Here is a 25,905-nt window from a genome sequence, read left to right on the forward strand (position 1 = left end):
CATCCTACACCCCAACTTCTTAGTCAGTCCTATTAGTAATGGTTCTATGTATATAGACAGTGCCATTAGATGATTTATCACATTACTATGTAAAGTTTTTTTCGGGCATTCGAGTTTCTTTTGTCAAAAAACACAGGATTCGCTACAATCAATAGAGGTTAGACAACAGGTTAACGAATAAAGGGGACTTTTACATGAATTTTGATGTGCAATACATCTCATTTTTTGTCATAAAGGACGACGGGACAGGCAAAGCATATCGTCATTTCCAGACGCTGGACGGATATGCTTATGAAGGAAGTTCGCTGGAACAATTCCTGGGGGGAGAATTCGCTAGACTTGCCAAACGCAAGGTGGAGCGCAATCCGCAATCCGAACAGGTACCGACCAAAATCGGCCGTTTCATTACAGAGCCGGGCTGCGGACTTGAAACGAATCCGAATTATAATATGTTTGCCAGGCTGAGAGCGGCTTCTAACCGGGATGACTTCTTCAAAGAAAGCGATGAATTGGCCAGAGCTTATATTCAGACGAGTTCGGTGCGGACAGGAGCTTTGATTATAGCGAGCGCGAAGCTGCCGCAGTATTTTGACGAGCCATTTGTCTTTGTCATGAAATGTGATTTTGAACCCAAAATCGCAAGGATTACGGATGAGTCGAGCCTGCTGCATGAGGTTGAAATGGCTGTGAACGCTAAGAATATGAAGGCCATCCAGTATCCTTATATGCCGGAAGCGGGAATGCTGGAAGAGTGGGAACTCAAGATTCATCAGCCTTCCCATGCCAAATATTTTGAGGATCTGCTTAAATTCGTTGAATACGAGAAATCCATGCCTGAACTGCTCAATCATCAGGTATACAACATGGTTCAGCAGCACATTGAAGAAACGCTGGTAGCTCAGCCGGAGCTCAGGGAGACGGAGGAGCGTGATCTGGAGCTGTGGGCAGCGAGTGACAAGCGGGAGCTTCAGGAGAAATGGACGCCGGAACTTGTGATGGAAGCCGCCAATCATCTGGTGGATCAACAGCCGGATCTGGGTATGGCATTCAAGCTGGATCACCTGGCAGTCAAGGGCAAGCTGGCCGACTACGGACGGAAAGTTCATTTTGCCAAATTTGGAGATCAATATGTGGTCTTGTTAAGCGGAAGCTCCCTGCACTTCGAGAAAGGGGTTTCCCCTATAGAATTGCTTCAACCGGAAGATCTGCATTCTGTCCTGGCTAAGCTGGAGAAGCTGGCTGCCGAGGGAGATTAAATCCAGCCATTTAGGCAAGGGTGATTCTAGATAGAGGGAACTGATGATACAATTAGTTATACTTTTATTTAGGAGATGGATGGATCATGGGACTGCTGGATGCTTTATTAGGAAATGCAACGGAATTAACGCCGGATAAGCTGCAGAAGGAGCTGGAACCGTTCCTGCTGGCGGATGAACGGGTGGAGAGGGCGTACAAAGTTATCCGCGACGGATTTGTGTTTACGAATAAGCGGCTAATCTTGATTGATAAGCAGGGAGTGACAGGATCGAAGGTCGAATACCAGTCTATTCCTTACAGAAGCATTATCCGTTTCGCCAAAGAAAGTGCGGGTACCTTTGATCTGGATGCCGAGCTTAAAATCTGGTTGACCGGAAGCGCGGAACCGATCGTCAAAAAATTTAATAAAAGCGCAAATATCAATGAGGTGTATTTCGTTCTAAGCCAGCATATTCTGGGTTAAGTTATCATCATCTGCCCCTTTATAAATACTTAAGTAACGACAAAAAAGAAGCCGCGCGCCAATGGCGTGCAGGCTTCTTTTTTGCTTTGTGAAGAAGCGAATCATATGCTGGTTGAAATCAGTTTATTCCCCGCAAACGTTCTCAGGCTTGGGCTCCGGGCCTTTGCTATCCGACAATTTGTCGCCGAACTGGTCCAGTCGTCCGGGATGACTGGCTGGACCGCGATTTTTGGGCTTGCTGTTTCTTCCTGACATAGCATTCACCTCCGATACTAGTTTGCTGCAAAGAATCAAATTCATACCTTAGCCGTTCAACCTGCCGGCTTAATGACCCCTCCATTATATGTACATGTATAGCAGCTTTTATCCGACTGCATTTTATGGAAGTCTTCACTTGTATTGGTTTAGAAGGAGTTCGCGAAGGTTGAAATCTTTATATACAAAATGTATAGTTGTTGATACAATATGTATCGAAAGGATTATGGAAAAATATCGCAATTGGTAGACAGGAGGTCGGGAATGGGAGGATCGGAGAAACGATTTTCTAATCCTTTGGAACCGCAGCTTGTACGCTTGAATAAAAACTTGCTCATCAGCAAGGGAGATCCGCAGTATTTCGATAAAGTAATTCGTTATGCGGACAAGACCTCTCCGGAAGCCCATTTCAAAATGGGCGAGCGTGCCCGTGAACAGGGTAATATCAGCCGGGCGATTTTTCACTATCAGGAAGTAATGAAAACCTCTTCGTCACCGTATTACTACGAAGCTAACAGAGCGCTCCGCGATCTGGCGCTTCAGGAGCAAGCAGATTTGGAGGAGGCAAGAACAGAACTGGAAGTGGCGACCAAGGGCAAATTCAACCGGTTCCTGCGGATGTTTTTGTATGCGCTTATTCTTATCAATCTCATTCTGCTGGCAGCTCTGCTGGGCAGTGCGGGGGAGGACAACTCTGCTGCGGCATCGGCCTCAGCGGCTGCTTCCTCGCTTGCTGCCGGCAGTGATTCCGGTAAACCCGCACAAGGAACAGGAAGCAGCTTCTCTACAGAAGCTGCTTCTGTGCGTGGTGATGCCTCTATGCCAGTGCCAGAGAAGGATGTTCCTTATGTCATGGATTTTCCGGCAGGAGTGGGTGCGGAGTGGATCGAGTCCGAGCTGCTGCGTGAAATGAACCGGCTTGTACAAGAGAATTCCCGCCAGAACCGTGTAATCTACGGGTTTGTTGTAGATGGTAAGCAATCCGGCAGAACAGATCCACTAGGATCTTCATCCTCAGGCGGACAAGCTATCCGGGAAGAGTTAAGACCGGGGCAAGCTTATCCGCTAGACAGCCAAGCAAGCCTGGAGAATGCATTCGTTGCTGCCGAATATGTACCGCAGCTTCGTTCATCCATTCAGATTTATTACATAAGTGAAGGAGTTCCGCAGGCGCAGGCACTTACAGTGGCGGGTGCGCAAATTATCCGGACGGCTTTGCAAGCTTATGCTGCAGATCATGACGGCACCTATCCGGCGTCTCTTGATTTGCTAATACGGAGCTACCCGGATAATTACTTAAGCTTTCTGCCAAAGGAGGTCTTGACGGGCTCGAGTCGCGTAAGCCCTTACTATGACGGTGGAGGCGGCTGGGTGTACATTCCCGCCGCTGACGATCCAGGCTCGGTGCTGCGCCCGAACCTGCCGGCTGCCGCTCTGGCGGTCGCACAGCCCGTCAGCGCTGCGTTATCCGCACCGGCGAACATTCAGCTGGAGCCGGTGCAGGTGTACGTAAGCAAGCGGGAGCGCCGCTTGCTGCTGCAGGCCGGCAACGGGACGGTACTAGCGTCCCGTGCGGGAATCGGCCGCCCGGAGTCACCGACGCCGGGCGGCACGTACTCCGTGCTGGAGCGGGTACTCGCTCCAGCGGGCAGGGCGCCGGGAGTGTACGGCGCCGCGGCTCTCGGGCTCGGCAGCATCGCGGTGCACGGCACGGCGGACGCTGCCTCAGTGGGCGCCGCCCGCTCACTCGGCTGCGTCCGTGTGGACGACGCCGAGATGCTGGCGCTCTTCGCCCTCGTGCCGAAGGGGGCCGCCTTGCATGTGGTCGCCTCGCTGGACGAGGCCGGTGTGCCGGCTTTGAAGCGGCCGGTCTCCGAGCACGGAGGTGAGCTTGCGGCCGCTGCGGCTGCTCTGCGGCCTGCTCAGCTTTCTTCAGTGAATGAGCATGTCCCAGGCAAGGTTTTTCACTGGCTGGGCTAACCGAACTTTCACGCATGCCGCCCGCTTCTAAGCATAGAGAGAGCGGGAGATGCATGGAAGTTGGGGTATGGGATGTGGGTTGGAGGCGGGGATATAATACCCGCAGAGCGGGCGAAGTTTACCATTCGAGTCTGATTCGATGAGCCTTTCCACGCAGGAGAGTACGGCAGGTTTTAGGCCGCGGCTGCTTTCCTCTATTTTTTGAAGGTATTTTTGTTTTTATCCGTGAAATCTACTAGAATACAAGGAGTTCCTAATGCATCCAAATAACGAACTCGTATTAGTGGAGGTCACCTATGATTACGAATGAAAAAATTAAAGCCGCTGAGGTTCTGCTCACCGGATTGAATGGAGAAGACCTCGGGATCGTATCCCGTGAGGAAGCGCTGCGCGCCGCGAAGGAAGCCAAGGCGGATCTGGTTTGTACCTCTTTAATGTCCAGCCCTCCTCCCTGTAAGCTTGTTGCACGTGGAATGGCTAAACAAGCCGCTCAGAAGGAAAAACAGGCCCAGCGGCAGAGCGGGACACCCCTTAAAGTGAAAGAGTTGCGTCTGACCGTAAATATCGAGGATCACGACTATGAGACGAAGCAAAGGCAGGCAGAGAAGCTTCTTGTTACGGGCAATTCGGTACAGCTGGTGGTTCGCATTCAAGGAAAAGAGGGACCGAAAGCTAAAGCTTTACTGGAGCGTCTGCTTAAAGATTTGGCAGTTACAGGCATTAAAGAAACAGGGATTCAAGTGAGCGGCAAGCAGGCTGCGGTTAAGATAAATCCGATAGGCCTGTTATAAAGTGAAATTTCTGTAGTTCGTGAAGTTATGTCAGGAGCAATAAATGACTCGTAGTGTAAAACGAGAGAATGTCATTTGATGAAGTATGGGCAGCAAATCAGCGCATTTTCGCAAGTATCGTATGGAGATAACCGGGGCCTAATAAGCCCTTTTTATTGTTAATGTTTAAGGGGGGGGCGGTTTTGAAGAAATATATAAGTACGTCCTTACTGATAATATTAATATTTACGGCGGGTACAATTTATGTTCTGAAAAGTTCTGAACCCCAACCCTCAAACAATTCAAAGGATAACATGGAAGCAATGCCAGTATACGAAGATGAAGATAACGTAAACAAAAATGAGATCAAATCTGAATCCGCTCCTGTCGGCTCCGTTCAAAACTATGAATTGAAAAACAATGAATTTATCTCAACCTTTATTACAGCAAGTTATATTAATGATACATTAATTGCTTTTGAATATGATCAAAGTGAGGCGGAACAAAGTTCAATCGGACTAATGAATAGAGGGGAAAAAACGTTTAATAAAATTTACGATGCGCCTAATAAAAAAATCATTAATTCGCTTGTTGGGGTCAAAGATAATCTTTACTGGGTCGAATATAATAGAAGTAATGAAAAGAAAAAGGAATGGGAAATCAAAACCTTACATTTGGATACTAAACAAGTTAAAGTCGTGGATCAAGGATACCTCGATCTTGAACTCCAACCTCCTGTCTTAAGAATGGAAGATAACAAGGTTACATGGATTAAAAAAACAATTGAGGATAAGATCATTACAAGCAGTTTAATCGTATTTGATCCCATTAAGGGAAAGATGGATACCATTGCTTCAGAACAACTAAACGATCAAATGGATCAACGAGATGGAATATTCATGGTGCTGCAACGCCCTTTAAAAGAAGGAATTCTGGTGCAGCAAACGTCCTTCAATAAAGAATCAGCCTCGATAGACGAAAAACAAATTGAGATTGTCTATTATCCGTATGATTTTAATGAAAAGCCCGAAATTTTGAAAGAAGGAACAGGCGTTGTAGATTTTACGGCGGATGATAAGTGGTTTGTCTGGACAGAAATAGGGAAATTATACGTAGCAGATAAAAATAGCGGGGAAATAAAACATATCATTGAGGCGCAAGACAAGGATCTTACGTTAGACACCCCCTTTATACGCGGAAATAAACTATATTATAGATATTCAATGTACCAAATTTTTTCTCTAGATCTTGAGAGTGGTAAAGTACTGGAAATATCAAGTCATCAATTAACTACTTCCAAATTGTTTAATAGTGAGAGTTATCTTGGCTTTTCTGTGATGGATCCTCTGAAATATGAAGGTGAAGCTCAATTAAATGTAATTGAATTGAATTAGCTGTAATCGAATAGAAGGGAAGAGCGGGCGTAGATTGAGTATCATAATCATATCCCTGCTCTTTTTTGAATAAATTCACAAAATGTGGATTCTGGCGGAAACGAAAAAAGAGCCCGATGCAGTAAGGATGCGGGCTCTTGTGAAACAGGGTAAAGTTTATTTCAAATTTTCCGGATTCAGACATTGCAGTTCTGGAAGAACGAAAATGCCGTCTTTACGGATCAGTACATCGTCAAACCAGATTTCGCCGCCGCCGTATTCAGGGCGCTGAATCAGCACGATATCCCAGTGAACGGAAGAACGGTTGCTGTTGTCGGCTATTTCATAGGCTTGCCCAGGTGTAAAGTGGATGGACCCATCGATCTTCTCATCGAACAAGGTGTCTTTCATCGGATGCTGGATATAAGGATTCACGCCGATGGCAAATTCGCCGATATAACGTGCCCCTTCATCTGTATCGAGAATGTCATTCATACGCGCGGTATTGTTGCTGGTTGCTTCCACAATTTTACCGTTCTCCAGCTTCAGGACCACATTCTCAAACGAAGTACCCGAGTACACGGTTGGAGTATTGTACGAAATGACTCCGTTAACAGAGTTAAGAACTGGAGCTGTGTAGACTTCACCATCGGGAATGTTGCGTTTGCCGCAGCATTTGATAGCAGGAATATCCTTGATCGAGAAGGTCAAATCTGTGCCAGGGGATACAAGACGGACCTTGTCGGTACGGTTCATCAGCTCAACGAGAGGTTCCATGGCTTCTTCCATTTTACTGTAATCCAAATTGCATACTTGGAAGTAGAAATCTTCGAATGCCTCTGTACTGGTGTTGGCAAGCTGAGCCATCGAACCGTTCGGATAACGCATCACAACCCATTTGGTATGGTTAACGCGCTGATTGGTTACAGGTCTGGAATAGACGCTCATATAGAGCTTGAGACGGTCTTCCGGCACGTCAGCTGTTTCGGTCACGTTGTCTCCGCCTCTGACAGCGACATACGCCTGCATTTCTTTCATGCGATTAAGCTCCAGCTCGGCTTTCTTCTCCAATGTCTGGCGCGTAGCTCCGAGCATCATACTGCGGTTAATGGCCGGATCGCGCAGCTCGACAATCGGATTGCCCCCAACTGCGTACACTTCTTCAATAAAGCATTTCGCAAGCTCCGGATCTTTAATTCCAATGAGTTCGATCAAAATATTTTCGCCCGCTTTCAGTTCAACCGAGTAGCGGATAATATTGCGTGCAAATGTAACCATTCGTGGATCTCTCATGTACAGGAACTCCTTATTAGTTGGGATAAGCACTGCATTCGCGGTCATGCTTCACATCTATTATAGTACATTTGGTACAGATGATGAAGCTTCCTTCCGGTTGTAAAGTGCTGTTTGGAATAATTATTCTACCACAGGTCAAAAGAATCCTCTTTCCGATTGAAAATCATTTTGTGTGTCCTTCTCTCCACTTCGGGGTAAAATGAAAAAAAGAAAAGGAGGCGGTCTGATGGCTCGCGGCAACAGTATGGTTCCGTTTGGTTATGAGGAAGAGCAGCCTAAGCGGCGCGGCACACTTCTTGTATTTGAGACTTTTGAGGAATGGACAGATCATGATTTGGCAATTGTTCTGGAATTAGCCCGGCAGCGCCAATTTAATACAGTTGTTCTGTATCCACAGCACGAAGACAGTCTTCGCCGGATGAATATCGCCTGCGCCGTTCCTTATTATAAGCGGGTAAAGAACTTGGAGGAGCTGGTGGAAGGAGTAAGCGGGAACGGTGCCGGAGAAAGCAGGATTACTATCGATACCTGGGAAGGAAAGCGTAAGAAATACACCCCGGTGGATACTTCGCTTCGCTTTCTGACGGATAAATATTCCCGTCCTTATTTTGTCATGATGAATGATCATTATGCAGCTTTGTTTGCCGGATACAAAGGGTTTGAGGAGTGGATCAGGGAAGTCCGTCTGCTTGTATGGAAAAGGTTTGGCGTACCGCTTCCGGCCAAATTGCTCGCGTTCACAGACCGGATGGATTTCATTGAAGAAAATGGGCAGGAAGCTGGCGTAAATTAATAAACCGTAGGTTGATTCACAATCACAGCAGCAGATGGTACAATAGTCGAGTTGTTTTCATTATGCATGGGGGGTAGGCATCATGACAGAATCGTCTTCAGAGACGATGACACCGACACGCCGCCTGCTTATTCTGCTGCTGGTTGTCATAATTTCAGGTTTAAGCCAAGGACTATTGCTTCCTCTGCTTGCGATCATGCTGGAATCCAGCGGGGTTTCACCGGGATTGAACGGCTTTAATGCCGCTTCCATGTATATTGGCAGTTTCGTGTCGATGTTCGTAGTGGAACGGATTTTGCTTGCGCTTGGCTTCAAAAGAATTCTCATTGCGTGCATCCTGCTCGAGACAGCGGCATTAGTGCTGCTGCCTGTGTGGGAGAATCTCGCGTTCTGGTTCCTTCTCCGGTTTACCATCGGATTCGGCAATTCGATTCTGCATTACACGACGCAGTTGTGGATCCTGACGTCCGCACCGCCAGATCGCAGAGGACGGTACATCTCCTATTACGGAATGGCATACGGAATCGGATTCAGTTTAGGTCCCGCAGGGATTAATCTGCTGTCGTTCGGGCGGTTTGCCCCTTTCTTTATCGTAGCCGTGTTCTACCTGCTGGTCGCTTTGCTGCTTACGAAGCTTCCTAAGCAGCCGTTACAGACAGGAGACAAGCAGGCGCCTGCTAAGAAAAGATACGGAACTGCGGTCCGGATAGCCTGGTTTGCACTCATCCCGACTTTTCTATACGGGTATACGGAAGCCGTATTGAACGGGAGTTTCCCGCTGTATGGTTTGCGGATGGGTCTTACCGATACATCGGTGTCGATGCTTCTGCCGCTTGTCGGCATAGGCGGTCTGATTCTTCAGCTGCCTCTTGGAATACTCAGCGACCGGATCGGCCGTAAGCCCGTGCTGCTGGCCGCTGCAGTTGGAGGAGGCACTGCTTTCATGGCTGTGCCTCTAGCAGGCGATTCCATCCTCGGAATCGGACTTCTTCTATTCGCTGCGGGAGGAATGATCGGTTCTTTCTTCTCGCTTGGCTTGGCTTATGCCGCGGATTTGCTGCCGCGTGATCTGCTGCCGTCTGCGAATGTGATCGGCTCTATTCTGTTCAGTTTGGGCAGTGTAATCGGACCTAATCTGGGCGGACTGGGCTTGCAATATATCTCGCTTGGCAGCCTGTTCTACACATTGGGTTCCGTTTTCCTGATCTTCGTGATTAGCGGGTTTGCTTTCAAAGGTACGCGAAGACAGGGGACGGAGAGAGAGACTGAGAGCAGAGCTCTCTAGCTGTTCTCATAGGTCCGGAACTCTTCGATTCAGGATTGCCGGGCATCGGACTAACGAATGCGGGTACTTGAGGATGATGCGGGGCAGCAGGATGGCTGCTAACATTTGAATGGTCTTTCTGGACTCGGGAGTTTATATAAGAACATCCCTAACCTTAGCCGCATGAATTCGCAATGAGAAAAGGACATCACTATCAGAAAAAGACCTGAACGCTATGAATCTGCGTTCAGGTCTTTTTCTCTGATAAATCAGCCAGGCTGTGAGGAACCACAAAATGTGAGAATGCTCAGGAACAGACCGAATTTAGTCTATTTCCGCCAGAAGTGTATCCATATAGCTCTCCGTCAGTGTGGTCAGAAGACGGATGCCGATTTCATTTTCTCCACCTTCGGGAATGATGATGTCAGCGTATTTCTTGGATGGTTCGATGAAGGCATCGTGCATCGGTTTGACCGTCGTCAAATACTGGTCGAATACGGATTGCAGCGAGCGCCCTCGTTCCTGCGTATCACGCATGATCCGGCGCAGAATACGGACATCCGGGTCCGTATCGACAAACACTTTGATATCCAGTGCCCCTCGCAGATCTTCGTCCGTCAGTACATGAATGCCCTCAATAATGATGATGGGAGTACCCTGCACAAGCAGAGTCTCTGAGGAACGGGCATGACGGGTGAAATCATATATCGGAACCTCAATTTCGCGGCCGAGGCGCAGCTCGCCGAGATGCTTGAGCAGCAGTTTGTTCTCAAATGCATGCGGATGATCGTAGTTGATCTTAACACGCTCTTCCATGGTTAATTCACTGCGGTCCGCATAATAATTATCTTGACAGATTAAGGTGACATTCTTTGTCCCGAGTTCGTGTATGATGGAACGGGCGACCGTAGATTTTCCCGAGCCCGTTCCCCCGGCTATTCCAATGACTAACATAAATGATGATGGCCCTCCCTGATAAGCATTTGTACCTGAATAGTTTATCACAGTGTGGGCTTTTTTCAACAAAGAAAAGCTCCTTACGGAGCCTAGGCTTAACGAATTTGTCGCGGTGTATGAAATTTGTCCTCGGACACTTCCAGATCTTGTGCGGCCTGATGAAGCTGCTGGATTGTCTGTTCCAATTGTTGACCGTATTTCTGCGAGTCAAAAGATTGAATTTGACCCTGGGCTTCTCTGACCTGCCGCTTCGCCGAACCCAGCTTAGCCTGTGCCCGCTGTATGGCGACAGGGTCTGCAAGCGTAATAGCGCCCTGCAGTTCGTGTTCAGCCTCTTGTGCGTTCAGAATTGCTGCATCTGCAGCTTCGACTGCGTGCTCAATATATTGTTGATGCTGCTGACTTTCTACCAAATTGTATCAGCCTCCTTTGTTCATTACGATGCGCAATTCGGATCCTCTTCATGCTTCGATTGTTTATTTCCCGCAGCAGAAATATTTCCTGGGTAAGCGCAGAAAGTGATAAAGCAGGCGCTTATTCGACAGAAATTTCTGAATTATTGATATTATTCAATCGCTGTTTTTGTTTGGGTATGTAATGGAGGGTAAGCTTTTGGGACATCTTATTAATGATGAGGCAGACCGGAGGTGATTCTCAATGCCGTTTAACAAATCCAACAAAATTGACGACAAACAGAACAAAAGCCGCTTAAAAGAAGAAATCATTACTTTGAATGCGCGTAAAGCATCGGTTTACCCGCCGAATCTTAATGAAATCGATAAAAACGAACAGACTTAGGTGTTCTTTTTTGAAACAGGCGCTATCCTTTAATGGGTAGTGTCTTTGTTTGTCTGTAAAAGTAAGATTGTATGAAAGAACGAGAGATCATATGAGGATAGATAGATATGCTTATGCTGGATTGATTCCTTGCTTGTCCATCGGATTTTGTTTATATCTAAAATTGTTGTATGCTAATCATATTGGATAATAATTGGTATGGACAGGAGGGTGAGAAGAGATGAACTCACTTGGTTTAGTGCTTGAAGGAGGAGGCATGCGGGGAGTCTATACCGCAGGTGTCCTGGAATATTTTATGGAGAACGACTGGTACGTTCCTTATGTCATCGGAGTTTCTGCAGGCGCGTGCAATGCGGCTTCTTATCTATCCCGGCAGCCTGGACGGAATAAGAAAGTTACTATCGGCTTCATTACGGACAAAAGATATATCAGTTACCGGAATTTAATGCGGGAACGCAGTATTTTCGGCATGAATTTTATTTTCAATGAAATTCCCCAGAATTTAGTCCCGTTTGATTTTGAGACATTTTATGGCAGGGGTAACGAGCTGGTTATTGGCACAACAGATGCTATCAGCGGGGAGGCGGTATTTTACCGGAAAAATGAAGCGCTGGATATGACGCTGTCGCTCATCCGTGCTTCCTCATCGCTGCCGTTTGTTTCCCAGCCCGTACAACATGATAATCGCACGTTGTTCGATGGGGGAATCTCGGCGCCTATCCCGATTCATCAATCGATAAGAGACGGTAATGAACGCAATATCATTATTCTGACGCGTCCGAGAGGTTACCGCAAGAAACCGTTCAAACAACAGTGGTTCGCTCAGCGGTTCTATCCCGGCTACCCCGGTCTGGTTCGTGCTCTTGTGGAGCGAAGTCTCGTGTATAACCGGACTTTGGAAGATATCGAGAGGATGGAAGATGAGGGGAAAGTGCTCGTCATCCGCCCTTCTGCCCAAGTTAAAGTGGGTCGAATGGAGAAAGACTCTTCGAAGTTAGAAGCTCTTCACGATCTTGGTTACAAAGACGCCAGCCAGACGGCGAGCAGGCTGCGCGAATGGCTGGTTTAACTGTCCGTTCTGCAAAAGGCCCGCAGAATGTCGGCTAAAATTGGCTAGACAAACCCGGGTGGTATGCTATAATTAACCCAGAAATGCGGACAACTGAATAAAAGCAGGGGTGCTGGAATTGGCCGGCTGAGATTGTATCCCATAAGATACTGACCCTTACAACCTGATCTGGATAATGCCAGCGTAGGAAAACGTACGAATTCTCGTAGTCTTTGAGTGCGCTCCCGGTCAGGGGGCGCTTTTTGATGTTTGCTCCGCCCAGAATGAGGGGGAGAAGACTATGAAACGGTTTTACCGAACAACAGCAATTGCAGCAGCATTCCTGGTCGCACTATCGGGCTGCGGAGCCCAAGAAAGCCAGCCGAGTCCGGGAACTACGCCGTCAGCGGCAGCACCTGTCACGAATATTAAGGTCGTTTTGGATTGGACACCGAACACGAATCATACTGGCTTGTATGTAGCCAAAGCCAAAGGGTATTTTGCGGAGCAGGGTCTTAATGTAGACATCATCCAACCTGGGGCCGGCGGAGCGGATGCGATGGTTGCTTCCGGAGCGGCTGAGTTCGGCGTCAGTAACCAGGAAGGAATTACTTTGGCAAGAACCGCACAGGTGCCGATTGTTTCCATCGCGGCAGTTATTCAGCACAATACGTCCGGTTTTGCTTCACCGCAAGCCAAGAATATTACGAAGCCCAAAGATTTCGAGGGCAAAGTATATGGAGGGTGGGGTTCTCCGAACGAGAATGCCATGATCGAATCTCTTATGAATAACAATCAGGCGGACCCTTCCAAAGTTAAAATCGTTAATATTGGGGAAGCCGATTTCTTCACAGCGGTAAAACGGGATATTGATTTCGCCTGGATTTATTACGGGTGGACGGGCATTGAGTCGGAGCTCCGCAAAGAACCGATCAACATGGTATACCTCACGCAATATTCCAAGCAGTTGGATTTCTATACACCTGTTCTGGCTACAAGTGAAAAAATGATTGGAGATAAACCAGAACTCGTGAAATCATTCCTCGCAGCCGCTTCCAAAGGGTATCAGTTTGCAATCGATAAACCGGAAGAGGCGGCTGAAGTACTCTCGGCAGCCGTTCCGGAATTGGATAAGAATCTCGTACTCGCCAGCCAAAAGTGGCTGAGTCCCAAATATAAGGACGATGCGCCGCGGTGGGGTGAACAGAAGAAGGAAGTTTGGGAGAATTATGCCAAATGGATGCAGGACTACAAGCTTCTGGAGAAGGGACTGGATGCGGATAAAGCTTACACAAACCAATTTCTGCCGTCCGGTTCTTAGTATCGAGCAATACAATTCATCATTCAGCTGGGAGGGATTTCACAATGGCTAATGCACTAGTAAGCATTCAAATTATTCCTAAAACCAAGAACGGGGAAGACGTCATTCCTTATGTGGACCGAGCTATAGAAATCATTCAGCAGTCTGGCGTTCGGTATGAAGTTCATCCTCTTGAAACGACGATGGAGGGCGAGCTTGGCGAACTGCTCGACATTGTCAAAAAAATGAACGAAGCTATGATGGAAATCGGAAGCGTAAGTGTCATTTCTCAAGTCAAAATTTATTACAATCCCGAGGGCGCATCGATGGATCGCTTAACGGAAAAATACCGTTCATGATCCGCTCGATCTGGAACAAAGGATGGCCGCCTCTTCTTACGGCCATCCTTCTCCTGCTTCTATGGCAGTTTGGCGTCATGATAGCAGGCACACCTACATGGAGACTTCCGGCTCCGCTTACGATTATAGAAGAAGGTCTTCGCCAGGCTCCTGTGCTGGGCAAGCATATCAGTCACACCGTCACGATAACGCTGCTTGGCTTCTCGATCGGTTCCGCCCTCGGCCTTATTATCGCATGTGTACTTCATGTGACACCCGGCATGAAATCAGCTTTTTATCCGCTGCTTGTATTGTCGCAGAATATCCCGACCATTGCGCTTGCTCCTCTGCTTATGATCTGGTTCGGCTTCGGAATCCTGCCTAAGCTTATTGTCATTGCACTTGTTTGTTTCTTTCCGGTAACGGTGGCTGCCCTCGGGGGATTATCGAATCCGGATTCAGGAATGCACCGGTATTTACAAATGATTGGAGCCAGCAGGAGTCAATTGTTCTGGAAACTCGAACTTCCTTACGCACTTCCGTCTGTCTTTTCGGGCCTCAAAATCTCGGCGACGTACAGTGTTATGGGCGGCGTTATCGCGGAATGGCTTGGCTCGGATAGAGGGATTGGTGTATTCATGCTCTTATCCAAGTCTTCTTTTCGCACCGATCGGGTATTCGTCGCGATTGTCCTGATTGTCGTCCTTAGTCTTCTGCTGTTCGGTGCAATTGCTCTGCTTGAGAAGTGGATTGTAAGCTGGAAGACGGCTAAACCATGACAGGGGTGAGCAAGCATGACCAAGCTTCAACTAAAGAACCTTACTAAGTCTTTCCAGGTACAAGGGAAACGTGAAGTGCAAGTGCTGGACGGGATCGATCTGCATGTGAAAGAAGGCGAATTCGTTACCATCCTGGGACCATCCGGCAGCGGGAAGACTACCTTGTTCCACTTGATTGGCGGTTTGATCCAGCCCACGTCCGGCGGCATCTACCTGGATGGCAGAGAGGTAACGGGAATGAAGGGTCTGGTCAGCTATATGCCGCAGCAAGCTTCTCTGTTTCCTTGGAGAAACGTTGAGGAGAATGTCATTATGACACGCGAAATAGCCGGCTTGCCCAAACATGAATCACTGCGGTTAGCCAGAGAATGGCTCGGCAAGGTTGGACTTCAAGGCTATGAACGTGAATTCCCGGGTGTACTATCCGGTGGTATGCAGCAGCGTGTGTCCTTTCTGCGCGCCTTACTAAGTCCGCAAGAACTCATGTGCCTGGATGAACCATTCGGGGCGCTGGACGCTCTTACCCGTGAGGATATGCAGCGCTGGCTGCTCAACATATGGGAGCGGAATAAACGTTCGGTATTGTTTATCACACACAGTCTGGAGGAAGCGCTGCTGCTCTCTGACCGGATTTATGTGCTTTCTAATAAACCGACTCGAATTGTGAGAGAAGTACGGGTGCCTTTCGAGAGGCCGCGGTCAGAGCATCTCCCGGAAGAGCCCGAATTTATCCGCATGAGAAGAGAATTATATGATTTGCTGAAAGCTGTGGATAGTGGAAGCTGATAGATCAGACTCCGCGTTCCGCGGTTTTTTGTACCAATGGAGTAGGTGGAGGTTTATCTAGAAGGGGGGGGACAGCCATATGAAAGAAAGGTTAAGCGGTCAGGATATAATCATGAATGAAACGTTGCAATTTATTGATTCTCATCTTCACATTGATCTCTATGAAGAAATGCAGAGAAATGTCATGATTCAAGAGATTGCAGACCATCCTGCCTTACGCGCTGTTATAGCTGTCTCAATGAATCTTGCTTCCAGTCTCAAAACTAAAGAGCTTGCGGAGAAGTATCCAAACCTGATTCAGCCAGCTTATGGTTTTCATCCTGAGCAGGAGCTCCCTGCCGGAGAACAGCAGCAGGAACTTCTGGTATGGATGGAGAAACATATTAAGGATGCTGTGGCGGTAGGCGAAGTGGGACTGCCTTACTATATGAGGAAGGAAGCCGAATCACAAAAGCGTTCATTTGAGCTTCAGCCTTACTACGATTTGCTGGAGAAGTTTGTTCGTTTGGCAGCCAGCCATAATAAACCTATTATTCTTCATGCTGTATATGAGGACGCCGAACGTGTAATAGACTTGTTACAGCAGCATCACATACAACGTGCGCATTTTCATTGGTTTAAAGGTTCGGATGAGACAGTTAACCGCATGATAGATTCGGGGTACTGTATATCCGTTACACCGGATATAGCCTATGAAGAGGACATTCAAAAACTCGTCTCGGTTTATCCGCTGGATTTGATTATGGTAGAAACCGATGGACCGTGGCCTTTTGAAGGTCAATACAAAGGCAGACTGACTCATCCTATTATGGTGGCGGATGTTGTTAGGCATATTGCGGCCATTAAGGGAGCCGGCGTCGAAGAAACGGCAGCCCGCATCTATTCGAATACTAGCCGATTTTACAGGATCGGTGAGTATCGGGTTTAGCAAAAAGTTTAATCGGAGGCATTGAATGGAAATGGAAATTAACCGCTGCGGATGGGTAAATAAAGACCAGTTGTACATAGATTATCATGACCATGAGTGGGGCATTCCGGAGAAAGATGACCGGAAACTGTTCGAGATGCTCTGCTTAGAAGGAGCACAGGCAGGATTAAGCTGGTATACGGTCCTAAAGAAGAGAGAACATTATCAGCAGGTATTCGACGGCTTTGATGCTGCCACAATTGCAAGATATAATGAAGAGAAAATCGCTGAATTGCTGGATGACCCGGGTATCATTCGCAATCGTCTTAAAGTACGGGGATTTGTTAAGAATGCACAGGCGTTTTTGAACATTCAAGAGAAACACGGCAGTTTCTCCCGGTACATTTGGCAGTTTGTAGGTGACGAACCCGTCAAGAACCACTGGAAATCCCTCCAGGAAGTTCCTGTATCAACAGCTCAATCAGACGCTATGAGCAAAGCGCTCAAAAAAGACGGATTTACGTTTGTCGGTACTACAATCTGTTACGCCTACATGCAGGCTACAGGGATGGTCGATGACCATTTGACATCGTGTTTCAGATATTCTTCGGAATGACATGTGAGAAACTGGTGGAGGATGGACGGGTGAAAGCTCGGAAGCATTCAGATAAAAAGGATTGAAAGGGAACCAGGATAAAGTGCCGGGGTTCCCTTTCTTTACCGCGGAATAGCGATGAATTAATCAAGCGTACAACAGGATTTTCTCTTCCAAGCTGGCCTTGATAAACTCAATGCGCTTACGGATGAAGAAATCGAGCGCTGCTCCTGTCAGCTCACGGGGTGAAACTCGGCTGTCTGTATCGTTATCTATAATTGTGACGGAACCGTCAGCAAAAAACTTGAAAGTCAGGTCATCCCATTGAGCATTCGTCTCACCGAGCAAGCTGTCGATCTGCCATGGATGGAGAGAATCTGTATCATTCAACATTTTCTGAAACCAAAAATCGCGTTCGATGAAGCGGACATTTTTCCACAGACTCATAGCAAGACCCTCCTTGGGCCGCTTATCTTTAGATAAGCGAACGAATGTTTGTTATTAGTATACCAAACGTTTGTTCTGATGTGAAGATGTTTTTCCATATTTTTTCTTAAAATGGCAATTAATTATGGACAAACAATCCCCTATTATTCTCAAACTCGAAGACCTAGTCCCTCCTGTAACGCTTGTATGCCCGAGTTTGTGCATCAATCAAAAAAGCACTCCTTTCCCGTATGGGAAATGGGGTGCTTTTTTGATTGGGCCCGACTTTGGTCCAGGTGCAGGATGGACCCGAGATGGTTGTTCCCTTTGATGTGCGTTCGTATAATCAACTTAATTGCGCAGATCAACTTATCCATAAATGGGAGGAACATTTATAAAAGGGATATGGTTACAATTCGGACGCTGCCCCGTTAGTTCGCGGACATTAAGTAGTGTCATCAAACCACTAAAAGGAAGAATTTTCCTGATAAGAAGCTTCAAAAAAATAGTTTGCGAGGAGATACAATAAGTGAAAAAGTTAATCGAATTTAAAGAAGTAACGAAAGAATACAAAATAGGAGAAGTACCGATTAAAGCTCTGGATGGTGTTGATTTATCGATATCAGAGGGAGAATTTGTCGTTATTTTGGGTGCAAGCGGCGCGGGTAAAAGTACGATTTTAAATATACTCGGGGGTATGGATACGGCTACCTCAGGTCAAGTGTTTGTTGGTGATCAAGAAATTACTACTTTTAATGAAAAAAAGTTAACAGAGTACCGCGGGGAGAAAGTAGGTTTTGTATTTCAATTCTATAACTTAATTCCAAATCTAAACGCTCTGGAAAATGTTGAATTTGCAACTGAAGTATGTACAAATCATCTGGATGCTAGAGATATACTACATAAAGTCGGGTTGCACGAGCGGCTCCGCAATTTCCCTTCCCAGCTCTCGGGAGGCGAACAACAAAGAGTGGCGATCGCCAGAGCTGTTGCCAAAAATCCTCTGCTTTTACTCTGTGACGAACCGACAGGAGCTTTGGATTACATGACCGGCAAGGCCGTCTTAAAGCTTCTTCAGGATTTGAACAGGGAAACGGAAAAATGCGTCGTGTTGGTCACACATAATTCCGCTATTGCTCCTATGGCTGATAAAGTGATTAAGGTGAAGAGCGGGAGGATCGAAAGCGTTACGATCAACGAGAATAAACAAAGTGTTGAGGGGATTGAGTGGTGATAATGAAATTATTTGTGAAATTGCTTAGGGATATTAAACAATCGCTCGGACAGTTTATGGCCTTAGTTTTGATAATCGCAGTAGGAGCTTTTTTCTATGCGGGGCTGGTAACATACAGTGATAAGCTTAGCGCTTATACGAAGGCTTACTTTCGAGAACATAATTTAAGTGACTTAAATGTATATTATAAGCACATTACGAAAGATGATGTGGCTGACTTAAGCCAAATTGAAGGGATAACGAAAGTTGAAGAACGTTATACCTTGGATGCCGTGCAGGTCTTTGAAGATTACAAAGCTTCCTTAAAGATTCATTCGATCCCGGACCAAAATGAAATTAATACACTTGCTATGATGGAGGGGCGTATCCCGGCAACAATGGATGAGATTTTCTTAGATTCCCGTTATGCCAGGGAGCATCAGTATCGTGTAGGCGATCAAATCCGTATAAGTGCGAACGAAAAAGACTTTACGTTTACAATTAGCGGCTTGGGAGAAAATGTCGAGCATGTAAAAAAGAACGAAACGCAAGACCACAAAACCTACGGGGTAGCTTATATGGCCGAAGAAGCTGTACCCCAAATCGCAGGAAGTTTATTCTATAACGAAATTATCATTGATGCTGTGGAAGGTATGGATATTGACCAATTAGGTAAAACCATTGAAGCCCGGACCAAGCACCTTGCTTATTTGGATCAAGTAAGTAAAGAACGGAGTTTCGCTTACTCCAAAATCAATCAAACGATTCAAAATAATGGATTGATGAGTAAGGTTGTCCCTTTCGTTCTCTTTGTGATTTCAGCTGTTATCCTGTTTCTTACCATGTCGATGATTATAGATTCGCAAAGAAATCAAGTAGGGATCATGAAGGCTTTGGGTATTAAAGACCGAAATATCATGCTTCATTACATGGGATACCCTGTGCTTGCCGGGATTGCGGGCTCAATCCTGGGTTCTTTCGTTGCTGCTTTTGTATTTATTCCATTTGTAACTACGTCGAGTGCAAGGTCTTTCTCTCTGCCAGACATTACATACTCCCTTTCTATTTTTTCTTTCATTCCTCCTATTATTTTCTCCAGCGCTTTTGGACTCCTTTCCTGTTACTTCAGCGGCAGAAAAATACTCAAAGAACGAGCAGCTCAGGCTATGCGACCTAAACCGCCAAAAACGATGAAAAAGATAGGGATCGAGAGAATTCCGGGTTTATGGACGCGTATTTCTTATAGTTACAAGCTCATTCTTAGAAATATATTTTTAAATAAACAAAAAGCATTAGTGAGCTCAGTCGGTATTGTTGTAAGCACGGCTTTATTGATAACTGCTTTGGGTACGCAATCAGCCTTGTTAAAAGTAGCCAGCCAAGTTGAAGATGTTTATTCCTATGATTTACGAGTAGATTATACGAGGGGAACGAATTCTGATTCGATTAAACTGCCCTCTGGAATTACAAAAAGTTATGATTTAGCAGCCTTTCCAGTTGTGTTCTTAAAAGATGGCGAAAAGGAGAATGCGACGTTAGTCGTTACGGAAAAAGAAAATAATCTCATTCATTTCTTTGACGAATATGACAAGAAGTTATTCTTGGAAAATAATGGTTTATTGGTACCCAAATCTTACGCCGACAACTATCAAATTGCAGAAGGGGATACCATCCAAGTAAAGTTCACAGCACCGGAGCTTGAGAATAAAACGATAGATATGAAAGTTATACATATATCCACCCAGTATTCGAATCCCGCTTTTTATTCCACACCCGCCTATTTAAAGAGTTTTGACATAAATTACAGCCCAACCTCGCTTTTAGTTGAAGCAGACAGCCCGAAAGATCTCGCAAACGTTCGTGCCTATTTTGAACAAGATCCTCAAGTAGACACAATTACAGACAAGCATGATCTGAAGAAAACAGCTCAATATATAGTGAAACAGAACAGTTTTGTATTTATTATGTTCATCATTTGTGCCGTTGTACTCTCCTTTGGCGCCATGTATACGATTTCTTCCATAAACATTTACGAAAGGAACCGTGAACTTGCAACACTTAAAGTTTTAGGCTACCAAAAATATAAAATAAACAGGCTTATATTTTTTGAGAACATCATACTGACCACATTTGCAGTAGTTGCAGCTTTGCCGATAAGCGGGTATATGTATTCAAATGTTGTAAAGGCACTGTCCAGCACCCATCAACAAATCCTGGATAAACTAAATATTATTATTATAATGATCTCTGTTATTCTAGCGTTCTTACTCACCGTTGTATCTAACCTGCTGCTAAGGAGAAAAGTAGCCCAAATAAGTATGATCGAATCATTAAAAAGTATCGAATGATAAAGCTGTAGCTTTATGTGGCCCCTACAATGAAGGCAGAAGCAAATACGTTATTATGATAATAAGGAAAGTATACCAGTTAAATCAGGTATGCTTTTTGTACTGCAGTGCAGGTTATAAAACGATAAATAATATTAATCACTATAATTAAAAAAATGTTCACTGCTTCCTTAAATTAGCTTGAAGACGTTTCCTTTTCATGCAAGAATGGAGGAGGAGTGAACTCTATAGACAATGGAGGAGAAGGAGAAGCATGTCAAAACTTAAAATCGGTGTCATTGGTGCCGGCTCAATTTCCGAGTATCATTTCGGCGCGTACGCAAAGAACAGCCAAGTCGAAATTCATGCGGTATGCGATCTGAACGAGGAGCGGGCGAAGGCCAAGGCTGATAAATACGGTGCTGTGAAAACGTTTACCGACTATCACCAGCTATTAGCCGATCCTGAAATTGATGCAGTAAGCATTTGCACATGGAACAATACGCACGCAGAAATAAGTAAGGCTGCTGTAGAAGCAGGCAAGCACGTACTTGTAGAGAAGCCGCTGTGTAAGACTGTAGAAGAAGCAGAACAAGTACAGGAAGCCGTCCGCAAGTCGGGTAAGGTGCTGCAGGTCGGATTTGTGCGCCGTTTTGGAACGAATACAAACGTAGCCAAACGTTTTATTGAAGCGGGTGAGCTAGGCGAGATTTACTATGCCAAAGCTACTGTGCTGAGACGTCTCGGCAATCCCGGCGGATGGTTCTCTGATGTGGAACGCTCCGGCGGCGGGCCTGTAATCGACATCGGGGTTCATGTAATAGATCTATGCTGGTATTTGATGGGCAAGCCAAAGGTGAAGTCCGTATCTGCAGTTACATATGACAAGCTGGGCAATCGTTCACATATTGAGAATTTAAGCTTCTATAAGGCTGCGGATTACGATGCGGCCAAGAATACGGTAGAAGATATGGCTTCTGCTCTGATCCGTTTTGAGAATGGGGCGGCGCTGTCCGTAGAAGCAAGTTTTACCCTGCATGCCAAGAAAGATGAAATTTCCGTTAAATTATTCGGCGACCAAGGCGGAGCTGAAATCGAGCCTGAACTGATGATCGTAACGGAGAAACATAACACAATTCTTAACCAGACTCCACAGATTGATCACCTGACCTTTGATTTTGAAGCGGGCTTCCTTCGTGAAGTGGATCATTTCGTCGGCTGCTGTCTGGGCAACCATGAGACGATTTCACCCGTTGAAGACGGCTTAGAGCTGATGAAAATTTTGTGCGGTATTTATGAATCCAGTGCGGCAGGCAAAGAAATCGAATTATAATAGTCGGAGGTAAACAGCTATATGAGTATTCCGAATCCAATCGGCGTTATTGTAGACAGCTTCGGGCTGCCTGTACGTGAAGGCTTGCAGAAAGCCAAAGAAGTTGGAGCAGACGGCGTTCAAATTTATGCCATCAAAGGTGAAATGTACCCGGACAACCTGAACCCGGCTCAGCGCAAAGAGCTTAAGGCGTACATTGATTCACTCGGGCTTGAGGTATCCGCATTGGTAGGCGATTTCGGCGGACACGGTTTCCAGGTGCGGGCGGACAATAAAGAAAAGATCGAGAAATCCAAGCGCGTAATGGATCTCGCTCTGGAGCTCGGTACGAATATTGTTACGACGCATATCGGGATCGTTCCTTCCGAGCAGGACGAAATCTTCGAAGCCATGCAGGAAGCATGTGAAGAGCTTGGACAATATGCGAAAAGCATGAACGCCTACTTTGCAATTGAGACAGGCCCTGAGCCGGCCGCCCATCTCAAAAGCTTCTTGGACACGCTTAGCACTAATGGCGTCTCCGTTAACTTTGACCCGGCTAACATGATCATGGTTACAGGTGACGATCCTGTACAGGGCGTATATACGCTCAAAGACTATATCGTACACACCCATGTAAAAGACGGCCTGCGTCATCAGGAATTTGACCCGCGCATTCTATATGGAGCGGTAGGCTTTGAGCCGATGGGACACGAGCGTATTGCAGACATGCTGCGTGAAGGCAAGCTGTTCGAAGAGCTTCCGCTGGGTCAAGGGAAGGTTGATTTTGACCAGTACTTCAAAGCGCTTCAAGATATCGGATTTAAAGGCTATTTGACGATAGAGCGTGAAGTAGGGGATAACCCTGCCGAAGATATCCGTAAAGCAGTCGAATTTATTAAAGCATACCGTTAATAAGAACGGCTGGCCGGGCTATGACAAGCACGCCGCCTGACATTATCGGCGCACCAAAAAACCTTTCCAACCGGACTTCCGGCGGAAAGGTTTTTCGTTCCTGCATCCCAGTCATGGAACACTCTGGGGTAATAAGCCAGTTCTGCTGTAATTAGAATGCTGGAATGATGGAGCCTTGGTACTTGTCTTCGATGAATTTCTTAACTTCTGGCGTTTGCAGAGCTTTGATCAGCTTTTGAACCGCTTCTGCATTTTTATTATCTTCACGCGATGCGATGATGTTCACGTATGGCGAATTTTTATCTTCGATGAAAAGAGCGTCTTTCGCAGGTACCAGCTTCGCTTCAAGCGCATAGTTGGTGTTGATCAGGGCAAGCTCAACTTCGTCCAGTACGCGCGGCAGCATGGCTGCTTCGAGCTCTTTGATTTTCAGGTTCTTCTTGTTCTCGGTGATGTCTTTCGCAGTACCGGAGACACCAACGCCTTCTTTAAGCTTAATCAGTCCGCTTTTCTCAAGCAGGGCCAGAGCGCGGCCACCGTTCGAAGGATCGTTCGGGATCGCTACGGTTGCTCCGTCTTTAATTTCATCAACGGATTTTACTTTACGGGAATATCCGCCGAAAGGCTCGATATGAACGCCGCCTACGCTGGTAAGCTTTGTTCCTTTGTCTTTGTTGAATTGATCCAGGTAAGGCTGGTGCTGGAAGAAGTTTGCATCGAGCTGTTTCTCGCTCAGCTGAGTGTTCGGCAGAATATAGTCGGTGAATACTTTAACTTCCAAAGTGACACCTTCTGCTTTGAGCTTGTCCTTCACGGATTCGAGGATCTCTGCGTGAGGAACGGCGCTTGCGCCCACCTTGAGCGTTACTTCTTTGGGGGCATTCCCGGAGCCAGTACCGCCTTCAGGGGAAGGTGTTGCACCGGATTCAGGCTTGTTGCCGCAGGCCGACAAAGCAGCCAGGGCGATAATCAGGATAAAGACGAACAGTGTATTCTTTTTCATCTTGCAGGTTTCCTCCTTTAATGTATTCTATTTATCGCATTATTTGCGCGTGAAGTGAAGAACCAGACGGTCTCCGATCATTTGCAAAATTTGCACCAGGATAAGAAGAATGACGACGGTCGTGATCATGACCTCTGTCTGGAAGCGCTGGTAGCCGTAGCGGATCGCCAGGTCACCCAGTCCGCCGCCGCCGATCATCCCGGACATCGCGGTGTAGGACACCAGTGTGACCGTGGTGATCGTAATGCCGGCGACTAGGCCCGGCAGGGCTTCCGGAAGCAGGACTCGGCGTACGATCTGTCCGCGTCCCGCACCCATGGATTGTGCGGCTTCGATAATGCCGCGGTCCACTTCGCGCAGGGCCGTTTCGACCAGCCGTGCGAAGAACGGCGCCGCTGCAATGACGAGCGGCGGGATAGTACCTTTGACGCCAATGGATGTGCCCACGAGTACTTTGGTAAGCGGGATGACCGCGATCATCAGGATGACGAACGGGACAGACCGCAGCACATTGACGACAAAGGACAAAATAATATTGGACAGCCGGTTCTCCAGCAGGTTGCCTTTGGAAGTCAGGAAGAGCAGAATTCCGATCGGCAGTCCGATTACGAAAGTAAACACGGCGGATAATCCAAGCATAATAAGCGTATCATTAGTAGCTGTTCCGATCTCGCTCCAGTCGAGTCTAGACCAATCCATGGTTGTACACCTCCACATCAAGGCCGCTCTCGCGAAGCAGGACGATGGTCTGCTCTGCGGCCTCGGCCGGTCCTTGCAGCCTTACGACAAGCTGGCCGTAAGGCGTGTTTTTCATCCGGGAAATCGTTCCCTGCAAGATCGAGAAGGTGACGCCGGTCTGCTGCACGGCTCTGGATAGAATCGGATCGTAAGTCGTCTCACCCAGGAAATTGATCTGGATTACGGTGCCGCTGACATCAGTCTGATCTGCTGCAGCTGCATCCAGTTCCACCGGGTCGGCTACCTGTTCGATAAATTGCTTGGTAACTCCATGCCGGGGTTTCATGAATACCTCGGCAACAGACCCCTGCTCGACGATCTGACCCGCGTGGATAACGGCGACACGGTCACAAATCGAGCGGATGACGTGCATTTCGTGCGTAATGAGCACGATTGTGATATTCAGCTTGCTGTTAATGTCGAGCAGCAGAGCCAGAATCGAGTTCGTCGTCTGCGGATCGAGCGCCGATGTGGCTTCATCGCACAGCAGCACGTCCGGATTCGTTGCAAGCGCGCGAGCGATGCCGACTCTCTGCTTCTGTCCGCCGGACAGCTGTGCGGGGTATTTGCGGCCCTGCTCGCCAAGGCCGACAAGATCCAGCAGCTCGCGGACTCGGGCCTGTACCGCGGATTTGCTTGTCCCCGCCAAACGAAGCGGGAAAGCGATGTTCTCTTCCACGGTTGCGGAAGAGAGGAGGTTGAAGTGCTGGAAAATCATGCCGATGCGGCGGCGCTGCTCCTGCAGACGCTTCGTGCTCAGGGATGTGAGATCGACTCCATCCACAATAACCTTTCCTTCGGTCGGACGTTCCAGAAGATTGATGCTCCGGAGGAGCGTGCTTTTACCGGCGCCAGAATGACCGATAATACCGAAAATTTCACCCTTCTCAATCGTGAGATTGATTTCTTTGAGGGCATGCGTTGTATGCGAACCGCTGCGGTATTCTTTTCTCAATTGCTGCAGCTTGATCATAGCTTCACCTTCTTTGCTCGGAAAAATAAGAAAAAACCC

At 47.0% G+C, this 25,905-nt stretch carries 27 protein-coding genes and 1 riboswitch; of the genes, 19 read left to right on the forward strand and 8 right to left on the reverse strand.

All coding sequences use genetic code 11. The features are described 5' to 3' along the window. The first annotated feature begins 194 nt into the window (after nt 1-194). Together AR333_RS08060 and AR333_RS08065 are read left to right on the forward strand one after the other, a co-directional pair. Nucleotides 195-1,256, forward strand: a complete 1,062-nt coding sequence (locus AR333_RS08060; protein ID WP_068774751.1) for a DUF3900 domain-containing protein — start codon at nt 195-197, stop codon at nt 1,254-1,256. A gap of 86 nt (nt 1,257-1,342) precedes the next feature. Beyond that, nucleotides 1,343-1,720 (forward strand): PH domain-containing protein, encoded by a 378-nt coding sequence (locus AR333_RS08065; protein WP_068774752.1) that lies wholly within the window; start codon nt 1,343-1,345, stop codon nt 1,718-1,720. A 123-nt stretch (nt 1,721-1,843) separates the two neighbouring features. On the opposite strand, the gene AR333_RS25605 is transcribed toward AR333_RS08065, so the two are convergent. Then, on the reverse strand, nt 1,844-1,975 hold the full coding sequence (locus AR333_RS25605; RefSeq protein ID WP_301336113.1) for a hypothetical protein: 132 nt from the start codon (nt 1,973-1,975) through the stop codon (nt 1,844-1,846). 264 nt (nt 1,976-2,239) lie between these two features. Between AR333_RS25605 and AR333_RS08070 the strand changes: the two genes are divergently transcribed. From AR333_RS08070 to AR333_RS08080, 3 genes are all read left to right on the forward strand, one after another. Beyond that, nucleotides 2,240-3,955, forward strand: coding sequence for a L,D-transpeptidase (locus AR333_RS08070; protein ID WP_068774753.1), 1,716 nt, complete (start codon nt 2,240-2,242; stop codon nt 3,953-3,955). A 296-nt stretch (nt 3,956-4,251) separates the two neighbouring features. Next, nucleotides 4,252-4,746, forward strand: a complete 495-nt coding sequence (gene infC, locus AR333_RS08075) for a translation initiation factor IF-3 (RefSeq protein ID WP_068774754.1) — start codon at nt 4,252-4,254, stop codon at nt 4,744-4,746. 182 nt (nt 4,747-4,928) lie between these two features. Beyond that, nucleotides 4,929-6,119 (forward strand): hypothetical protein, encoded by a 1,191-nt coding sequence (locus AR333_RS08080; protein WP_068774755.1) that lies wholly within the window; start codon nt 4,929-4,931, stop codon nt 6,117-6,119. Nucleotides 6,120-6,275: 156 nt separating this feature from the next. Here AR333_RS08080 and AR333_RS08085 read toward each other — a convergent pair whose 3' ends face one another. Next, the gene (locus AR333_RS08085; protein ID WP_068774756.1) at nt 6,276-7,391 is read right to left on the reverse strand and encodes an aminopeptidase; all 1,116 of its coding nucleotides are present in this window, start codon (nt 7,389-7,391) and stop codon (nt 6,276-6,278) included. 229 nt (nt 7,392-7,620) lie between these two features. Between AR333_RS08085 and AR333_RS08090 the strand changes: the two genes are divergently transcribed. Beyond that, on the forward strand, nt 7,621-8,187 hold the full coding sequence (locus AR333_RS08090; RefSeq protein ID WP_068774757.1) for a hypothetical protein: 567 nt from the start codon (nt 7,621-7,623) through the stop codon (nt 8,185-8,187). Nucleotides 8,188-8,269: 82 nt separating this feature from the next. Beyond that, nucleotides 8,270-9,472 (forward strand): MFS transporter, encoded by a 1,203-nt coding sequence (locus AR333_RS08095; protein WP_068774758.1) that lies wholly within the window; start codon nt 8,270-8,272, stop codon nt 9,470-9,472. A 303-nt stretch (nt 9,473-9,775) separates the two neighbouring features. Here AR333_RS08095 and udk read toward each other — a convergent pair whose 3' ends face one another. Together udk and AR333_RS08105 are read right to left on the reverse strand one after the other, a co-directional pair. Then, entirely contained in the window at nt 9,776-10,405 is a 630-nt protein-coding gene (udk, locus tag AR333_RS08100) for a uridine kinase (protein WP_068774759.1), read from the reverse strand. Nucleotides 10,406-10,503: 98 nt separating this feature from the next. Then, nucleotides 10,504-10,821, reverse strand: a complete 318-nt coding sequence (locus AR333_RS08105; protein WP_068774760.1) for a hypothetical protein — start codon at nt 10,819-10,821, stop codon at nt 10,504-10,506. A gap of 244 nt (nt 10,822-11,065) precedes the next feature. Here AR333_RS08105 and AR333_RS24930 point away from each other — a divergent pair, with 244 nt between their 5' ends. The 8 genes from AR333_RS24930 (at nt 11,066) to AR333_RS08140 (ending at nt 16,980) form a co-directional block, all read left to right on the forward strand. Then, on the forward strand, nt 11,066-11,206 hold the full coding sequence (locus tag AR333_RS24930; protein ID WP_172798807.1) for a hypothetical protein: 141 nt from the start codon (nt 11,066-11,068) through the stop codon (nt 11,204-11,206). Nucleotides 11,207-11,426: 220 nt separating this feature from the next. Then, a complete protein-coding gene (locus tag AR333_RS08110) occupies nt 11,427-12,275 on the forward strand; it encodes a patatin family protein (protein WP_068774761.1) in 849 nt (282 codons plus the stop codon). A gap of 95 nt (nt 12,276-12,370) precedes the next feature. Then, nucleotides 12,371-12,483: riboswitch (TPP riboswitch) on the forward strand. A gap of 72 nt (nt 12,484-12,555) precedes the next feature. Continuing rightward, entirely contained in the window at nt 12,556-13,575 is a 1,020-nt protein-coding gene (locus AR333_RS08115; RefSeq protein ID WP_068774762.1) for an ABC transporter substrate-binding protein, read from the forward strand. Nucleotides 13,576-13,619: 44 nt separating this feature from the next. Continuing rightward, nucleotides 13,620-13,913: an MTH1187 family thiamine-binding protein gene (locus AR333_RS08120; protein ID WP_068774763.1), complete on the forward strand. Its 294-nt coding sequence runs from the start codon at nt 13,620-13,622 to the stop codon at nt 13,911-13,913. Next, nucleotides 13,910-14,671, forward strand: coding sequence for an ABC transporter permease (locus AR333_RS08125; protein ID WP_068774764.1), 762 nt, complete (start codon nt 13,910-13,912; stop codon nt 14,669-14,671). The genes AR333_RS08120 and AR333_RS08125 overlap by 4 nt, the downstream gene beginning before the upstream one ends. 15 nt (nt 14,672-14,686) lie before the next feature. Next, complete coding sequence (locus AR333_RS08130; RefSeq protein WP_068774765.1) at nt 14,687-15,457, forward strand: ABC transporter ATP-binding protein; 771 nt, start codon at nt 14,687-14,689, stop codon at nt 15,455-15,457. 79 nt (nt 15,458-15,536) lie between these two features. Beyond that, nucleotides 15,537-16,385: a TatD family hydrolase gene (locus tag AR333_RS08135; RefSeq protein WP_253735741.1), complete on the forward strand. Its 849-nt coding sequence runs from the start codon at nt 15,537-15,539 to the stop codon at nt 16,383-16,385. A 31-nt stretch (nt 16,386-16,416) separates the two neighbouring features. Next, a complete protein-coding gene (locus tag AR333_RS08140) occupies nt 16,417-16,980 on the forward strand; it encodes a DNA-3-methyladenine glycosylase I (RefSeq protein WP_068775169.1) in 564 nt (187 codons plus the stop codon). Between the two features lie 126 nt (nt 16,981-17,106). On the opposite strand, the gene AR333_RS08145 is transcribed toward AR333_RS08140, so the two are convergent. Continuing rightward, the gene (locus AR333_RS08145) at nt 17,107-17,406 is read right to left on the reverse strand and encodes a hypothetical protein (RefSeq protein ID WP_068774766.1); all 300 of its coding nucleotides are present in this window, start codon (nt 17,404-17,406) and stop codon (nt 17,107-17,109) included. A 508-nt stretch (nt 17,407-17,914) separates the two neighbouring features. On the opposite strand from AR333_RS08145, the gene AR333_RS08150 reads away from it, so the two are divergent. From AR333_RS08150 to AR333_RS08165, 4 genes are all read left to right on the forward strand, one after another. Next, complete coding sequence (locus AR333_RS08150) at nt 17,915-18,619, forward strand: ABC transporter ATP-binding protein (protein ID WP_068774767.1); 705 nt, start codon at nt 17,915-17,917, stop codon at nt 18,617-18,619. Nucleotides 18,620-18,621: 2 nt separating this feature from the next. Then, complete coding sequence (locus tag AR333_RS08155; RefSeq protein WP_068775170.1) at nt 18,622-20,946, forward strand: ABC transporter permease; 2,325 nt, start codon at nt 18,622-18,624, stop codon at nt 20,944-20,946. 253 nt (nt 20,947-21,199) lie between these two features. Beyond that, complete coding sequence (locus AR333_RS08160) at nt 21,200-22,258, forward strand: Gfo/Idh/MocA family protein (RefSeq protein ID WP_068774768.1); 1,059 nt, start codon at nt 21,200-21,202, stop codon at nt 22,256-22,258. Between the two features lie 21 nt (nt 22,259-22,279). Continuing rightward, a complete protein-coding gene (locus AR333_RS08165; RefSeq protein WP_068774769.1) occupies nt 22,280-23,152 on the forward strand; it encodes a sugar phosphate isomerase/epimerase in 873 nt (290 codons plus the stop codon). Nucleotides 23,153-23,303: 151 nt separating this feature from the next. On the opposite strand, the gene AR333_RS08170 is transcribed toward AR333_RS08165, so the two are convergent. Genes AR333_RS08170 through AR333_RS08180 form a run of 3 tightly spaced genes read right to left on the reverse strand, consistent with a single transcriptional unit; the run spans nt 23,304 to nt 25,866 of the window. Continuing rightward, nucleotides 23,304-24,155 carry a MetQ/NlpA family ABC transporter substrate-binding protein gene (locus AR333_RS08170; protein WP_068774770.1) on the reverse strand — a complete coding sequence of 284 codons (852 nt, stop codon included), beginning with the start codon at nt 24,153-24,155 and terminating at the stop codon, nt 23,304-23,306. Between the two features lie 39 nt (nt 24,156-24,194). Then, a complete protein-coding gene (locus tag AR333_RS08175) occupies nt 24,195-24,854 on the reverse strand; it encodes a methionine ABC transporter permease (protein ID WP_068774771.1) in 660 nt (219 codons plus the stop codon). Then, a complete protein-coding gene (locus tag AR333_RS08180) occupies nt 24,841-25,866 on the reverse strand; it encodes a methionine ABC transporter ATP-binding protein (RefSeq protein WP_068774772.1) in 1,026 nt (341 codons plus the stop codon). Before AR333_RS08180 ends, AR333_RS08175 begins: the two co-directional genes overlap by 14 nt. Nucleotides 25,867-25,905: the final 39 nt, after the last annotated feature.

Source organism: Paenibacillus sp. FJAT-26967, assembly GCF_001541095.1.
Classification (GTDB): Bacteria; Bacillota; Bacilli; order Paenibacillales; family NBRC-103111; genus Paenibacillus_F.